Origin of the sequence: Prevotella sp. ICM33, assembly GCF_000517825.1 — a bacterium.
GTDB lineage: Bacteria > Bacteroidota > Bacteroidia > Bacteroidales > Bacteroidaceae > Prevotella > Prevotella melaninogenica.
This window is the reverse complement of record NZ_JACD01000015.1, coordinates 1-15,367: the sequence shown is the minus strand read 5'-3', so window position 1 is coordinate 15,367 and position 15,367 is coordinate 1. Positions and strand designations below refer to the sequence as shown.

Here is a 15,367-nt window from a genome sequence, read left to right as displayed (position 1 = left end):
ATTTCAATTGGGCATTACTTGGAATTCAATTGGGTGTTACTTGAAATTCAGCTTTGGCAGACTACGATTTGAATTGATAATATTAATATGAATAATAAAGTATAAACAGTAATGGAGACAAGTCAATTTGATGATATCAGACCTTATAATGTCGAAGAAATTCCAGCGGCAATGCAGCGCATAGCCTTTAGTTCTTCATTCCCATTTCTGGCGTCGTATGTTTATCCTGACGAACCTTTGGAGACTGTTCGTGAGCGTATCGCAAACTATAAGACAGTACGCGAATTCCAAACGGAAACGATGCGTATGGTCAATCAGCGAGTGATAAAGAACAGCATTACTTCATTTACTTGTTCGGGACTTGACAAGCTGAACCCTGATGAACACTATCTCTTCGTGTCCAATCATCGTGATATTATGTTAGATTCGAGCTTGCTTCAGTACTATTTTGTTACCAAGGATTTCGATACCACGGAGATAACCTTCGGTGCTAACTTGATGATGAATCAGTTGGTCATAGATATCGGGAAGTGCAACAAGATGTTCAAGGTGGAGCGTCCAGGTAATAATGTTAAGGATTTCTACCGTAGTTCTAAGAATTTGTCGGATTATATCCGTTATGTTATCACGGACAAAGGGCAGTCTGTTTGGATTGCGCAACGCAATGGTAGAACCAAGGACGGCAATGATGTTACTGATCAGGGACTCATTAAGATGTTTTGTATGTCGTGCCCAGAGGATAAAATCAAGGCCATTGACCAATTACATGTTGTTCCCATTGCCGTGTCTTATGAGTGGGAACCCTGTGACATCTTGAAGACGCTTGAACTCTATGAGTCACAGTTTTCAAAGTACACAAAGAAGCCTGGAGAAGACCTTAACAGCATTCTCACAGGACTTATTCAGCAGAAGGGAAGAGTACATTTTGAGCTTTGCGAACCGATTTCTCATGCCGAGCTGACAAAGTTTGAAGATGCCACAAACAATGAATATCATAAGCATGTAGCGCATCTTTTAGACAATCGGATTAATACGGCTTATCGTCTATACCCTAACAATTATATTGCCTATGACATACGTTACGGTACAACAAAGTATAAGGATTGTTACACGGAGGAGGAGAAGAAAGCCTTTATGGACAATCTTCAGCAATTAGAGAAATATGATACATGTGATATAGAGAAACTAAAGGATATCTTTTTAGGGATTTATTCGAATCCAATAATTAATAAATAGGATGACGGAACCAATTCTACATTTGTATAATTATATGAAGGCACACAAACTGGTCGCTGTGCTTTCATTTATGATAGTTACTCTATTACTGGTTGTCTCAGTACTCCGACTCGGTTATAAGGAGGATATTGCAGACTTTCTGCCTGTTGACAGTAACCATCATAATGCCTTAAAGGTTTATCAGGATATATCAGGAGCAAATAAGATTTTTGCTATTTTCCAGTATCGGGATACCACTAAAACCGATCCCGACGCTATGGTGGGTTGTATAGACTCCTTCGTTGATGAGGTGCAGCGTGCTGATACAGCAAAGCAAATACCCTATATAATGTCTCAGATCGACCTTGAAAAGATGTCGAAGGTAACGAGCTTTGTGTATCAGAATATCCCTTATTTCCTGACAGAGAAGGACTATATCCGGATGGAGAAGTCGCTTCAGCAACATGACTATGTAGTAAAGCAATTGCAACATGACAAGCAGTTGCTAATGTTCCCTGCGGGAGATATCCTTTCTGAGAATATACAACGCGACCCACTCAACCTTTTTACCCCCGTCGTTCAGCTATTACAACGGACGGATACAGATTTGAAGTATGAACTGTATGCGGGGCATATCTTCTCTCCTGATATGCAGAAAGCTATCGTGATGATAGACTCTCCGTATGGTGCAAGTGAAACGGAGAACAACACAAAGCTGATTGAACTCCTACAGACGTGTGGTAGTAAGGCTGTTGCAAACAGTAAGAATATAGATGTTCATATTATTGGTGGACCAGTCATCGCCGTCGGTAACGCATCGCAGATAAAGTCAGATAGCATCCTTTCGGTCATCATTGCTGTGGTACTTATCATGGCTTTGCTGCTTTTCACCTTACAGAGTGTCCGCAATATATTGCTGATTATCCTCTCCATAGGGTGGGGCTGGCTCTTTGCTATGGGTGGATTAGCTTTGTTCCATAATAGTGTTTCAATCATTGTCATTGGTATAAGCTCGGTAATCTTGGGTATTGCCGTGAACTATCCACTACATTTCATAGTCCATTTGTCGCATACTCCTAAAAGGAAGAAAGCTTTGCGAGAGATTGTCGCACCCCTCCTGGTGGGTAATGTGACGACGGTTGGTGCTTTCTTATCGCTTGTCCCGCTACAATCTGTTGCTTTGCGCGACCTTGGCTTGTTTAGTTCTTTCTTGCTGATAGGAACCATTCTCTTCGTATTGGTTTATCTTCCACATATCACGAAGGAAACAAAGGAGCTGAAGCATACCTTCTTGGATAAGGTGAGTGATCTCTCTTTGGAAAACAAGCCCATGTTTGTAGGGCTTGTAATAGTGCTGACTATAGTCTTTGGATACTTCAGTTTCCAAACAAAGTTCGATGCCAACATGTCAAATATCAACTATATGACGGATGATCAGAAGGCTGACATGGCATATTTCCAGAAGATGATGACGGAGAACGGAGATTACCAAAAGGTATATACTGTTACAACTGATTCAACGATGGATGGTGCGTTGGACAAGAGTCAGCGCATACAGCCAATGTTGGACAGATTAGTGAAGGAGAAGTTGGTACATGATTACAATTCCTGCAGTCAGTTCCTCGTGTCTACCTCCGAGCAGAAGCACAGGCTAAGACGATGGAATAACTTTGTAAGAAAAAACAGGGAGAAACTCACGACAACGCTTCGCTCAGCTATGCAGAGGGAAGGTTTTGCTGCTGACAGCTTTGATGAGTATTATGACTTGTTAGGCAGAAAATATCAACCGCAGCCTGTCTCTTATTTCAATGACCTGACACGCTCGCTCTTTGCAGGTAACATCAGCGTCGATAGTGTGGGCAAGCAATATAATGTAGTCAACATCCTTTCGGTCAATAACAAGAATATCCAGAAGGTAAAAGAATCCCTATCAGAGAAGGACGGTTTTAGCTTTGATATCCAGAGTATGAACAGTGCTATCGCCAACCACCTGTCTAACGACTTCAATTACATAGGATTGGCATGTGGATTGATTGTTTTCTTCTTTCTTTGGCTGTCGTTTGGTAATCTTGAATTGGCCCTTCTCTCCTTTATTCCTATGGCAGTGAGTTGGATTTGGATATTGGGTATAATGGCCTTGTTTGGAATGGAGTTCAATATTGTCAACATCATTTTAGCAACGTTTATATTCGGACAAGGCGACGATTATACGATATTTATGACAGAAGGTTCGATGTATGAGTATGCTTATCGGCGTAGGATGCTCGCATCTTACAAGCATTCCATCATCATCTCAGCCTTGATAATGTTTATAGGTATCGGAACCTTAATCGTTGCTCGTCATCCGGCATTGCATTCTTTGGCTGAGGTGACAATAGCAGGAATGTTCTCTGTGGTGTTGATGGCCTATATCTTCCCTCCTTTGATCTTCAACTTCTTAGTGAAGTCGGGCGATAAGTACAGGATTCGTCCGCTGTCAATAAAGAACCTTGCTGTTATGGGTTTTTGTGCCATTGTATTCTTTATCCAACTGTTTATAGTCTATGTTTTAGGTTTTATCTTGTTAGAATTATTACCTTTCTCAGAGAGAAAACGAGCGTGGTTACGTCGTTATCAGCAGCGTTTGTTCTTGTTTGACTTACGTCATATACCATACGTGAAGTTCCGTATAGAAGGTTTGACAGAGAACACGCTGACGTCTTCTTCAATCATTGTCAGCAATCATCAGTCGATGTTGGATGCTGCCGCCTTTATGGCGATGAGTCCAAAGACTATCCTCATATCAAATGAGAAGGTGAGTTGTAATCCTGTTATCCGGCACATCTACAAATGGAATGGTTTCATAACCTTAGCTGGTAAGGACTCGATTGACGATGAACTGATGAAGAAGTACATAAAACGAGGCTATAGCTTTGTCATCTTCCCAGAGGGAAAACGTAATGACAATTCTTCTATCTGTCGCTTCCACAAGGGCGCCTTCCTGTTGGCTGAACGTTATCAGTTAGACATCCTCCCTGTTATCATTCACGGGCTTAACGTGGTTCTTCCAAGGAATAGCTTTCAGGTGTTCCCTGGGAACATTACGATAAAAGTATATAAGCGCATTAGTGTAGAGGGACGACAGTCCTATAACGAGCTTACTTCTCTGGTCTACGACTTCTATAAATGCGAGTATAAGGCGTTGACAAGGGAGCTTGAGACGGCAGTTTATTATGTTCCTCTTGTCAAGGATCGCTACCGTTATAAGGGGGTTGATAGCTATCGTATCGTATGTAAGAACTTGAAACACAATGATAACTACACGAAGTGGATAGACACGGAAGATGTTCACCCCGTTGTTATCGTCAAAAACAGTGGCTACGGTGAGTTCGCCTTACTCTATGCCTTAGTACATAGAAGCACTCAAGTGTTCGTGTTTGAACAGGATGAGAACATAGCGTCTATGCTGACTTATTGTGCGAAGGATATAGTTGATAACTTGGAAGTAATCGATAATATGGATATTGATAAAGAAAAATACCCTGATGCGAAGGTCTTTTCTTTATAATAAGGAATGCGAGTATGAAGAAATATATAGAATCTATCATCATGAGCTGTCTCCTTTCCACGGTGACAACAGCGCAGCAGACGACAAATAGGGCAATACCTGTTCTGGAGAATCATAATACAGCTTTTTCCGTTATGTCAACAAGAGGTCGGGTATAGTGGATCTCAAAGCTGTCCAACTTAGGCTGTAAGTACACCTATAATGTGACTTCTGGAGGACATAGCTGGGTGAACTGGCGCAGGTTTCTATTGGACTTTCTCCCACGTTTATTCAAATAAAAAAACAACAAGATAATATGAAAGAAGATATTCGTAAGAAATTAGAAGAAGTACTACCAATTGTCGATTTAGATTCCGACTTTCTCTTTCAGGAGCTTGACTCTCTTGGGATAACAACTATCCTGATGGTTCTCTCCGATATGTATGGTATCGAACTAAATCGCTCTGATGTGACACCAAAGAACTTCAAGACGCTCGACAGCTTGGTTGAATTAGTTAAGCAGAAACTTAATAAGGATGGTAATTGAAGATAAGTTGCGTGAGAATGCTGCTTTGTATCCTGACAAGGTGGCTCTTGTCTGTGGAGAGAAAAGTCTGACCTATCGGCAACTGTATCAGGCGATAAAGGATAAGGCGGACTCTATGGGGGATATAAGAGGGTGCCTGATTCCTATTGTTGCATATTCCACCGTCGACTTCTTCATTACTTACTTTGCGCTTCACTTGACTGGTGCGGTGGCAGTTCCTTTGCATAAAGACATTCCGGCTAAGAAATTAAACGATTATGCAGAAACTTTAGAACAGGGGATAGTACCTGAAGAAGTGGCTGACATCCTGTTTACCACGGGTACAACGGGGAATGCCAAGGCTGTTATGATAAGTTACCAAACCATCATAGCCAATGCGGAGAACCTTGTTTTGTCGCAAGGGTTCAGTCACGATGTAACGTTTATTATTAATGGGCCTCTCAATCATATCGGTAGTCTTTCGAAAGTTTACCCTACTATCTACGTGGGCGGAACAATACACGTCATCGATGGAATGAAAGACATAAAGGCTTTCTTTACAGCGATTGATGATGCGCCGAATAAGGTCGCAACCTTTCTTGTTCCTGCTGCCATTCGAATACTCATCACCCTATGGAAGAAAGAGCTGATAGCCGTAGCTGATAAGATTGACTTCGTTGAGACTGGCGCAGCACCTTTGGCGGCCACAGATATGAAACTATTCTGTGAGCTGTTACCTCATAGTCGACTTTATAACACGTATGCTTCTACAGAGACAGGTATCATCTCTACCTATGATTATAACGACGGTGCGAATCTTGCTGGCTGTGTGGGACACAAGATGAAGCATTCCTCGTTTTTTATAACTGCTGATGGCTATGTGGCTTGTAAGGGAAAGACGTTGATGACAGGCTACTGGAACGATGAAGAAGCTACGAGAAACGTTCTGAAAGACGGAGTGATAAGGACGGCAGACTTAGGACGGATTGATGAAAAAGGTCGACTTCGTTTGTTAGGGAGGGGAGATGACACTATAAACGTAGGGGGTTATAAGGTCGCTCCATCCGAAGTAGAGGAGGTTGCATTGGCTTTTCCAACAGTGAAAGATTGCATCTGCATTTCAGCAAACCATCCTGTAGTGGGTACCGTATTGAAGTTATTAGTTGTGCCACATAATGGTTATGATAAAAAGAAGTTGATACTTTTCTTAAAAGATAGGCTTGAAACTTATAAGATTCCTGTGCTTTATGGTGAGGTTGAGGTCATACAACGCACCTTTAACGGTAAGATTGATCGTAAGTTCTATGCTGTCTAAGCTGAAAAAGAATGCATTGTAGATTCCCTAAAAAATAAAAAGCGAAGAGGAACTTCACATCACGTGAAATTCCTCTCCTTCATTTAAATAACTCTCTTTGTTACATCTCTAATTTGGTCTGAATGCAGTCTTACTCATTGGTTTGCTAACTGCTAAACAATCTTTATTACCTTAATTCGTCTAATCTATTTATCTTTTAAAACCTTAGTGCTTAGTATTTAAACCTGATTGAATCAACGTCTATTTATTATATCTTAATGTCGTTATCTATGTCCACCAAATGAGCTACTTCCGTTTGAAACGCTTCCACCACCTGAGCGGCTTCCGCCAAATGTTGCGCCACCACCACTGAAGCTGTTGCTTGGTGCATCGAATGAGCGACTTGGCTCATAGCTTCTTGTTGCGCCACCATAGTTCCTACTTCCACCGAAGTTACCACCATAGTTAGGTTGAGTAACCGTTGTTCGTGTTGAACTCTCTCGTGGAGCGTAGTACTGATAATTACGTGGTCCATCAAAGTTTCCGCGTTGCTGATTGCCGAAACTGCGTGGGCGGTCGTTTTGATAAGTAGGACCATTGTTATAATAGTAGTTTCCTCCTCTATTGTAATCGCCACGTATGTAGCAGTCTCTCATACCATATCGGCTGTTATAATCTCCGCCGTAGAATATTTCTCTTCCGTTATACCAACTTCTTCCGCCATTCATTCGCCAGCTGTGGGCTCCGTTGTAAACGTTGTAGAACGATGGTCGTCCGAAGTAATAATAGTCGCGGCGTGGATAACGAGCATAAATGCCAAATCTCCAGTAGCCTGCATCCCATCTCAGTGGGCGGTAGAAATATGCTGCTTCAACGTATGCACGATATTGCCAATCATAGAGGATATAGCTCAAATCTACGTTTCGATGTGACCAATACATTCCATAGAGGTCGTCTACCGTGTTGACATTCATGAGGTAATCCAAGTTTATTTCGTAGGCTGCCTCATATTGTGCCTCCGTCAGATTCAGCTCGTAAGCCATCTTATCTGTTAGAAAGAGTGCTTGTACTCGAGCCTGCTCATAACTCATTGCGCTTGTTGATGCGCCGATAACTATGAGCGATGCGATGAGGGTTAGTACTATCCTTCTCATAATCGTTACCTTTTTAAGTTCTTATTCAAGTTTCGGACTACTTCGAAAAGCATTTCCTAACTTTCATGATGCAAAGAAACGAAGAAAAAAAGACATATGAAAAGGATTTCCCCTATACAGTGGGGGATTTTCCCTAAACATGTGTTTGACACGATATAAAGCCCTAAAATCTCACCTTATTTATATACAGTTAGTTTTAGTTTTAAGTTGCTGTCACTTTTAACAATTCGCGTAATAGAGTAAATATTAAATGATTACATGCTTAAAGATGATGATAGCAATGACAGGAAAATAAGTTTTGATGGATTCTTTTCTCCACTTCTTCTTATAACACAAACAGCGTGGCGCATATAAGATTTACATACACATATATTAGGTCGAATGATAGGTCCGTTTCTAATCAGGGATGTATGAGCCGATTAGTTCAAAACATAAAATAATTGAAAAATGTAAACGATTAGATTTTAGGTAATATCATATAGCTGTTAGAAGGCAAGTTCTTTCTGGCAGCTATATTTTTATCGAATAGTTTTGATGTAAGAGACTTATGGTAAAAATGTGACCTATACGCCAAGAATGTAGCAGAAGATAAGAAATGTTGGTTAAATATTTATAAATATAACCTTTATTATATAAATTATGAGAGATAAACTTATTTATCTGGAAATTTATAAATACCTTTGCCCAACCAAACCGATGACATCTATCAATAATAATGTGATTTACAGAGATGCCACTTGTAGATTAGAGAGGATATAATCATATAAAAAATAGATATGGAAAGAAAAAATTATGTAAAAAAGGAATATTGTTGCCCCGAGCTTTCAGTTATTCCTGTATCGGCAGAACCCATCATGGGTACAAACTCACCCTTTGAGTCTGATCACAAAAAGGCAGAAGATGACAACAGTAACACGTTTGATGTTGAACCAGATTAACTCAAAATAATTATCAATAAGAATTATGAAGATTAACAAATTCACAAGTTTGTTTGCTACATGCTTACTTTTGGGGCTGACGGCTTGTTCTAATGACAATGTAAGTGACGCGGATTCTGGCAATGGTGCTGAGAATAAGGATTTAACAGGTAAGACTTCTTTCTCTATTACCTCAGAGGCTAAGACACGTACCTCAGGCGTTTATGATTCAGGGGTAAATTTCTACTGGACTACAAACGACAACATTTGGGTAAAGAGTGGTTCTACACTAACAGCAAGTAGTTCCAACAATATTACATCAACAACAGCAGCTTCTGCAAAGTTCTATTTCGATGGAACTTATACGGCAGCGAGCTATCCTGTTAGATACACAGGGAACGCAAGCACTTCAGGTAACACTGTTACAATAGCAACAAGTCAGAATCAGGACGTAGCCAACAATGCAACTCAGTTAGGAACTGTTGGAGACTGCGGTGTCGGTACTGCAACACGCCAAACAGATGGATCTTATGAGTTTACTCTCAGTCATAAGGCTTCGTACATAACATTTATGCCATACTACTCAAAAGAGGCGTTGGATGCTTCTGCTGTAGTAACACAAATCAATGTTACAGTGGCTAACGGTGAAAGCCTTGCTGGAACGTTCAATTTTAGCGACAGCGGTTTAGGAGCTGCAAATAGTTCTTCTTCTTCTAACAGCGTAACCTTGACTTTGAACGGAACAAGTTCAACAACTGGTTTCCCTATTCCTACTGAAGCTACAGCATCTAAGAATGCAGCCATAATGGTTGTAGCTCCAGGAACTTACTCAACCTTTAAGGTTACTTATACTCTATATGATTCCGTAACTGGTACAAAGAGCACTATTTCATATACATATAGTAATATAAAATGTGTTGCTGGAAAGAATCAGAAAATCAGTACTAACCTTGGCATGGAGACGTATACTTCTCGCAAGAGCAATTATTACATGTGGGATGCAAAGAGCAATTATTGGGATAGGTATGAGAGCAGTCAGCCTTTACTCAACGACGCTGAAAATGCAAACTATGCAACATCATCAGCGGACGCAAGATGGTACAATACTACATTCACGGATAAAGTCCAGACAAAGGCTATAAACTCATGCAAGGATGCCCCGACCTTCGAAGCACTTACATGGTATATTGGTGGAGGATCTCCAAAGTTGGATGACAAAACTTTATGGGTATTTGCAAACCATCTTTATGCAGGAGGCATCTGGCTAAAGAAAAAGAGCGAAATTTCACATTTTAGTTCTACGGAAAGCTATACAGGTACCGCTACGTGGGTTTCAGGTAAAGATATTAAATTTACTGTATCAAACTTTGGCAAACCAGAAGCATCAGTAAGAAGTAGTTATTTCTATCTTCCTGCACTTGGACAATACGTTGATGGGAAATTAACCGGTTTAGGAGTTAAAGGCTATTACTGGGCAAGTACACCAAATCCAGTTAACAATGGTCCCAAAGGTGCAGATTATGGTAAGGTCATATCAGCCAACTGTCTTCGTTTTGCGACAGATGCGACATTAAATAATGTCTATGTACGTAGTTACTATGAACGTTATGTAGGCATGCAGGTACAGGCATTTGAATAGATTCCCACAATAATATAAGTAAAAGAGAGGCTGGAAACAATACCAAGCCTCTCTTTTTTCATCTGGAACCTTTACTGAATAAGAATGTAGAGAACACATTTATAAAGAGAGTATAATATAAAAATAGTTCTCATTGTGGCTCTCCCGTTAAATACGTAGATTGGAAAAAGAACAAAGGCTTATACACTTGTAAGGTATGACTGTCCAAAATCGTACGGTCTCACATAAAGGGATAAAGCACAAGATAAGAATGCAGAAAAGGCAAATATTTACCATGTCCTTCCGTCTTCTACAAACAACTTATTCCCATATCACTCAACGTTTGTAAACTATTTTCATACAACTCAAAACCAATACATGGTCTTCTGGCTTTGAAAAGACGCCCAATTGACTTGCAATAGATGCCCTTTTGAAGTCTAACTAACGCCCTTTTGAAATCCAATTAAGCACCTTTTCTTTTACGACTCCATAATGGGTTGATTTCCTGTTGGTTGCAGGCTCTCTTTTTTCTATCTTTTTTCCCACTTTATTTTAGGTCTTTTTCCGAAATTATGTCATGATTTTTCAGACTATTGTCTGTGTTGGTAGATTCAAGTACCAAGTGCAAATTTAATCAATCTTTTTGTTAAAAGCCAATATTAGAGATTTGGGTTTAAGTTACTCCGAAAATACATAAGATTGTCTTTATACAATCCTCCGTTTTACTCCAATCTATAGAAGTCACCATCATCATTGATACGATAAACATCTATGGAGGTTTTCTTACCCTCTACAGTTCGCACATAGATTGTACCATCCGTAAAGATAGCGAAGTCTTCCTTTATGTTATTATATGAGCTGAAGGCAAGAATGTTGATATTGTTGTCGTCGTCTATCATCCCATTTTTGTAGGTATATATCAGGAACTCATCGTCCTCGTTGCAGTTATAAGCAACAAAAATGGGGAAAGACTTATAGTTAGGAAGTTTCACGAAATAGAAACCACCAATGCCATTTATATGGGATATACTCTTCCCCATACATGCTTTCAGTTTTCCTTTATAGGGACGAATATTATATTCGCGGGCATGCTTGCTACTCATCTCCTTTTTTACATCCTTATACATGTCAGTTTGCGTGTATTCCAGCTTTGCATCAAGGGAAGGCAGTCCCTGCCCCGATCTTCTTACGTATTTGAAAATACCAGCAATGTTATTATGATACAACACAAGGTAGTCACCAGTATAAATATACTCCAGCATATCGCTGTATATCTCGTTTGCTGAAGACTCTACAATCAGAACAGGAACCGACTTGGATACATTGATGCCACGAAGAGCAAAGTAATCCTTTAGATAGGCGTAGTAAGGTGCATCCCGTTCGTACATAAACGGATCACGGTCTGTACGGCAAACCTTGATTTTCTTCCCATTCAGATAAAGGATAGAGTCGCCAAGTATCTGTATCTTCATGTTCTGAAGTTCCTCCAAGCTATTCTCATTTCCAGTGACCGAATAATCATAGTAAGACACAAGTTCCCAACTGTCTTTCAGTTGGTATTTCTTTGCGGCATACGTGCGATGGATAGCATTCCAGTCTGCCACTGCCTTGTCGCTGACAGGCTGCACCAATGGGGCAGCAGCTCTTTTACGCACCTTTGGCATAGGACGCTCCGTCTTTCTCTGTGCTTCAGAGCATCCAATAAAGAATAACACACTGAATATTATTAATACTATATTCTTTTTCATATCTTGACTTTTATCTATACTACTCGCCAGACATACTCCGTAGCTCCATAGACCTACGCTGATCTAAAAGCAATTCTTTTCATATTCATTGAGTTGTTTAGATAACATACCGCAAAGATATAAAAAACACTTGAAGTTCTTAGAACTTTTTGGTATTCTCTTTAGGAATTGCAAAGGACAGCCTATTATTCTCCAGTATGCGAAGCCTTTACGGAGAAATTGTAGTCCTCATAAATCTTATCACAGATTTCCTTAAACCCTGGCAGTTGATAATAATGATGCTTTTCCAGATTATCTCTGAACTCATTATTATAATACAACTCATTGGCAAAGCCTGTACTCCCAATCTGCTGATATCGAAGTCGGTCTTTATATAAATAATATCCCAGATAGGCAGCAGCTTTGTATCGTTCTTTCCACGTAAAGTGCGCCATCCAATATGGACACCCCGCCTTGTCTTTTTTCAAGAGATAATCAATATATGTTTCAAGAATTATTTGCCATTTCAAATTTTTATCATTGGCTGGTAACCGAAGTATAGTCTTCATTAACCCCTCTCGGATTTCTATATGAGGTTCTTTGTCATATACCTTACGAATAAACGTGTTTATTAATCCAGAAACATCTTCCACATTGGTATATTCGTTCGATATATCCTTTAGTACCAGTTCATTGATAGCTTCATTCGTATCATATCCATAAGATAGAAGCAAATCTTTCAAAGCGTCAGGATTATTGTGTAGTAACCAGGCGAAACTCGCTTTGCTATCATTGAACAAAAATCTATTTAGATGTACAATCTCATCACTTAAATGAAACGCTATTTTACCCTTATTATTCCTCAGAAAGGAATCCAACATAGGTTTCGGTAGGCAGAAATTATAGCCCTTGACAAATATATTGCTTATCGGAGCGTATCGAATATATTCATGTTCTTTTTTGTCAATACCGTCTTCTGCTATGTCATCGGTCCAACCCTGCATAATTGTCGGTGAAGAAAAATAGTGTTTATATTCATAGATATAAGGCTGTTTCTGCCTTTGTTCGGGAGCAAGACCTAACTCTTTCAACTTTTTGTTGTACAAAGCAGAAGATACAGGTATAAAACCACGCTTCGCCAAGTCGTTGAAAGCATAAGGTATTAGGATGTTGATATATCGTTCATCAATACGCACCTCATCCTCTTCTTCGTCATCAGAGAATGTCTGAAGAGAAGAAGTCTGATAGACTTTCATTAGCGAGTCCATTCCCTGAGAGTTTATGGGTAGAATCATATCCTCTGGAATTCCTATTTTCTTACATAGAGACGAAGAGATTGAATCTTTCTCCTGTGTGGTATGCACTATCTTTATTTCTGCACCTTTCTTATTCGTACAACATATCAACCCGATTGACATATAAGTCAATACACTTAGAATAATAAACTTCATTATTTTCATAGAATTACTTACTAAAGTTTCCCACCCTAAAAACAGATGGGAAAATAACAGTTTGTCGAATATTCTTTGTAAATTAGTAATCGCTAAAGAACTGATTTTGAAGACAAAACAACAATACTATCATAGAAGCAAAAATAGAGAAAATAAGCGAGTTATCCAAACATTTGAATGTTAAAAACCGAATGAGTGATGATTTATTTCATTTTTTGCAAGTTTGGCATCGGTCACCTGTTATCTCGCCTTTCACTGGAGAGACATGACGAGGTTTCTGCTTCGGAGTTAATCCTTCTCTTTGTTTTTTCCACATTGTGGTTGAGAGCATCATCTGCGACAACGACAAAGAGATGAGCAAAGCCCTTGTAATGACTGAAGCATTTAACCCAAATCAGTTATTAGAACACAATGTTTTAAAATTCTTGTTTTTGTGTTGTTTTCTGACATATTTTATTTTCTTGTCGTCATCTTGTCTGTCTTTATAACTTGACGTAGCCCACTATGCCTGCGTTACCAAAACAGCCAATCTCTTCGACAATATAACAAAATCTGTTTAGGCTCTAATGAATTTGGGTTTAATAGATCACTGAATAGCTTCTATTGCTCGAATAGAAGTCTCAGATGCCAGACTGTAGGATATTACTCATCACGCATCTTCTCCATCTCGATGTCTACATCCATGCGATAGCGGCGATAATGCTTCCCGGCAATATCCTCAAAGCCTGGAAGATGAAAGTACTTGTTACGTTTGAGATAATTACGGAGGTCCTCGTCATAGCATAAGCCGTGACCGAATCCGTTTATATCAATGGAAGTACCGATTCCCTTGTCGAACAGAAGACCATAATAATAGCCCACGTAAGCACCAATTCTATACCTCTCCTCTTTCGTAAGGCCATCGAACTCGGGATAATTCCTTAAATCCAGCAAGGTAGACGCATACTGATCCAGCATAAGGAAATACTCATTCTCCTCATTTACGTGCTTCAACATATACTCCATCAAACCTCGGTGAATAAGCAATTTCCCATTGGCGCCTCTTGAAGCAAAGAGTGCCTTGGTTTCATCAGCCTCAGGAATTCTGTTAACCACCTTGATTTCATCGAGCATCATCTTGTTGATAATATCAGACTTGTCGTAGCCGTATTCCAAGAACAGGTCACGAAGGAAGTTCCGGTTATTATTCATAAGCCAAGTGAGGGCAGCCTTGCTGTCGTGGAAGATGAACTGGTTTTTATAGAAAAGCTCTTCATCGTTCCTGTAAGATAATTTACCCTTTTTGAGTACATTATTATCTGCATCTTCATCATCAAAGCCTTCAAGCAGGGTAGCACCTTCAATAATAGGGTGGAATATAATGTAGTTATATTTAGGGACAAAAATATTCCGATACCAAAAGCAAAATAGGGTTTCCGTAGCTCCATCGTCCATAGACCTACGCTGATCTAAACGCTCTTGAGGTAGCCCGTCTTTAAATACATATCTGCGAAGTCCTTTTTTAAACAGAGAGTTATTACTTTCAGATATATCTATATTATAATACTTCTTGATGGCTTTTTGCGCCTCAGCATCGCTAACAGGCAGAAACCCCATCCTTTTAAGGATTTCGAAATTCAATTCTACTGCAAGATCAGTATACTCCACTTTCTTCTCTATAGGCATTACCGTAACGCCATCAAGTCCCACTTCCGCAAGTTCTCTATAATATTCTCTGATTTCATGGTCATACTTCTTTATCAAGTCAACCTCACTCTTTACAGTTCTTTCTTGATGAACCTGCTGTTTTAAGCTCTGCTTTGGAGGCTGTTCCTTGCATCCATTCATTAATACTACATTTAGAATAAGCAGTAGAAGATATATTTTCTTCATAAGATAACTATTTTCGGTTCCTTAATATATTTATGGCTTAAAGTTGATATGCGTGGGCTATTTTAAC

The 15,367-nt window shown here is 39.6% G+C and carries 10 protein-coding genes and 3 pseudogenes; 9 read left to right on the top strand and 4 right to left on the bottom strand.

Annotated features, from left to right (window positions below; translation table 11 throughout):
- Positions 1-111: 111 nt before the first annotated feature.
- The 6 genes and pseudogenes from HMPREF1505_RS03005 to HMPREF1505_RS02990 all read left to right on the top strand — a co-directional run bounded on the left by HMPREF1505_RS03005 (position 112) and on the right by HMPREF1505_RS02990 (position 6,582).
- On the top strand, positions 112-1,236 hold the full coding sequence (locus tag HMPREF1505_RS03005; protein ID WP_036922335.1) for a 1-acyl-sn-glycerol-3-phosphate acyltransferase: 1,125 nt from the start codon (positions 112-114) through the stop codon (positions 1,234-1,236).
- A gap of 1 nt (position 1,237) precedes the next feature.
- A pseudogene (locus tag HMPREF1505_RS13690) lies at positions 1,238-2,455 on the top strand (MMPL family transporter); the annotation flags it as partial.
- Between the two features lie 90 nt (positions 2,456-2,545).
- Positions 2,546-3,643 (top strand): annotated as a pseudogene (locus tag HMPREF1505_RS13685) (MMPL family transporter); the annotation flags it as partial.
- Entirely contained in the window at positions 3,617-4,762 is a 1,146-nt protein-coding gene (locus HMPREF1505_RS13680) for a lysophospholipid acyltransferase family protein (RefSeq protein WP_369758962.1), read from the top strand. The pseudogene HMPREF1505_RS13685 and the gene HMPREF1505_RS13680, both read left to right, overlap by 27 nt.
- Before the next feature lie 295 nt (positions 4,763-5,057).
- Positions 5,058-5,288 (top strand): acyl carrier protein, encoded by a 231-nt coding sequence (locus HMPREF1505_RS02995; protein ID WP_036922331.1) that lies wholly within the window; start codon positions 5,058-5,060, stop codon positions 5,286-5,288.
- Positions 5,278-6,582, top strand: coding sequence for a class I adenylate-forming enzyme family protein (locus HMPREF1505_RS02990; protein WP_036922329.1), 1,305 nt, complete (start codon positions 5,278-5,280; stop codon positions 6,580-6,582). Before HMPREF1505_RS02995 ends, HMPREF1505_RS02990 begins: the two co-directional genes overlap by 11 nt.
- 263 nt (positions 6,583-6,845) lie before the next feature.
- Here the strand turns inward: HMPREF1505_RS02990 and HMPREF1505_RS02985 are convergent, their stop codons facing one another.
- The gene (locus HMPREF1505_RS02985; protein ID WP_036922327.1) at positions 6,846-7,715 is read right to left on the bottom strand and encodes a hypothetical protein; all 870 of its coding nucleotides are present in this window, start codon (positions 7,713-7,715) and stop codon (positions 6,846-6,848) included.
- Positions 7,716-8,491: 776 nt separating this feature from the next.
- Between HMPREF1505_RS02985 and HMPREF1505_RS13270 the strand changes: the two genes are divergently transcribed.
- Together HMPREF1505_RS13270 and HMPREF1505_RS02980 are read left to right on the top strand one after the other, a co-directional pair.
- The gene (locus tag HMPREF1505_RS13270) at positions 8,492-8,653 is read left to right on the top strand and encodes a hypothetical protein (protein WP_167310037.1); all 162 of its coding nucleotides are present in this window, start codon (positions 8,492-8,494) and stop codon (positions 8,651-8,653) included.
- Positions 8,654-8,678: 25 nt separating this feature from the next.
- Positions 8,679-10,271, top strand: coding sequence for a fimbrillin family protein (locus tag HMPREF1505_RS02980; RefSeq protein ID WP_036922325.1), 1,593 nt, complete (start codon positions 8,679-8,681; stop codon positions 10,269-10,271).
- A gap of 701 nt (positions 10,272-10,972) precedes the next feature.
- Here the strand turns inward: HMPREF1505_RS02980 and HMPREF1505_RS02975 are convergent.
- Positions 10,973-11,998 (bottom strand): hypothetical protein, encoded by a 1,026-nt coding sequence (locus tag HMPREF1505_RS02975; RefSeq protein WP_036922322.1) that lies wholly within the window; start codon positions 11,996-11,998, stop codon positions 10,973-10,975.
- Between the two features lie 185 nt (positions 11,999-12,183).
- Complete coding sequence (locus tag HMPREF1505_RS02970) at positions 12,184-13,428, bottom strand: hypothetical protein (RefSeq protein ID WP_231480328.1); 1,245 nt, start codon at positions 13,426-13,428, stop codon at positions 12,184-12,186.
- 131 nt (positions 13,429-13,559) lie between these two features.
- Here HMPREF1505_RS02970 and HMPREF1505_RS12765 point away from each other — a divergent pair.
- A pseudogene (locus HMPREF1505_RS12765) lies at positions 13,560-13,760 on the top strand (IS4 family transposase); the annotation flags it as partial.
- 310 nt (positions 13,761-14,070) lie between these two features.
- On the opposite strand, the gene HMPREF1505_RS02965 reads toward HMPREF1505_RS12765, so the two are convergent.
- Positions 14,071-15,300, bottom strand: a complete 1,230-nt coding sequence (locus HMPREF1505_RS02965; protein WP_036922318.1) for a hypothetical protein — start codon at positions 15,298-15,300, stop codon at positions 14,071-14,073.
- Between the last annotated feature and the right edge of the window lie 67 nt (positions 15,301-15,367).

Bases quoted from the DNA above. Each gene is read 5' to 3' on its own strand.
- HMPREF1505_RS02975 (WP_036922322.1), bottom strand. From the start codon at position 11,998: ATGAAAAAGAATATAGTATTAATAATATTCAGTGTGTTATTCTTTATT.
- HMPREF1505_RS13270 (WP_167310037.1), top strand. From the start codon at position 8,492: ATGGAAAGAAAAAATTATGTAAAAAAGGAATATTGTTGCCCCGAGCTT.
- HMPREF1505_RS02980 (WP_036922325.1), top strand. From the start codon at position 8,679: ATGAAGATTAACAAATTCACAAGTTTGTTTGCTACATGCTTACTTTTG.
- HMPREF1505_RS02990 (WP_036922329.1), top strand. From the start codon at position 5,278: ATGGTAATTGAAGATAAGTTGCGTGAGAATGCTGCTTTGTATCCTGAC.
- HMPREF1505_RS02995 (WP_036922331.1), top strand. From the start codon at position 5,058: ATGAAAGAAGATATTCGTAAGAAATTAGAAGAAGTACTACCAATTGTC.
- HMPREF1505_RS02965 (WP_036922318.1), bottom strand. From the start codon at position 15,300: ATGAAGAAAATATATCTTCTACTGCTTATTCTAAATGTAGTATTAATG.
- HMPREF1505_RS02970 (WP_231480328.1), bottom strand. From the start codon at position 13,428: ATGAAGTTTATTATTCTAAGTGTATTGACTTATATGTCAATCGGGTTG.
- HMPREF1505_RS02985 (WP_036922327.1), bottom strand. From the start codon at position 7,715: ATGAGAAGGATAGTACTAACCCTCATCGCATCGCTCATAGTTATCGGC.
- HMPREF1505_RS03005 (WP_036922335.1), top strand. From the start codon at position 112: ATGGAGACAAGTCAATTTGATGATATCAGACCTTATAATGTCGAAGAA.
- HMPREF1505_RS13680 (WP_369758962.1), top strand. From the start codon at position 3,617: ATGGCCTATATCTTCCCTCCTTTGATCTTCAACTTCTTAGTGAAGTCG.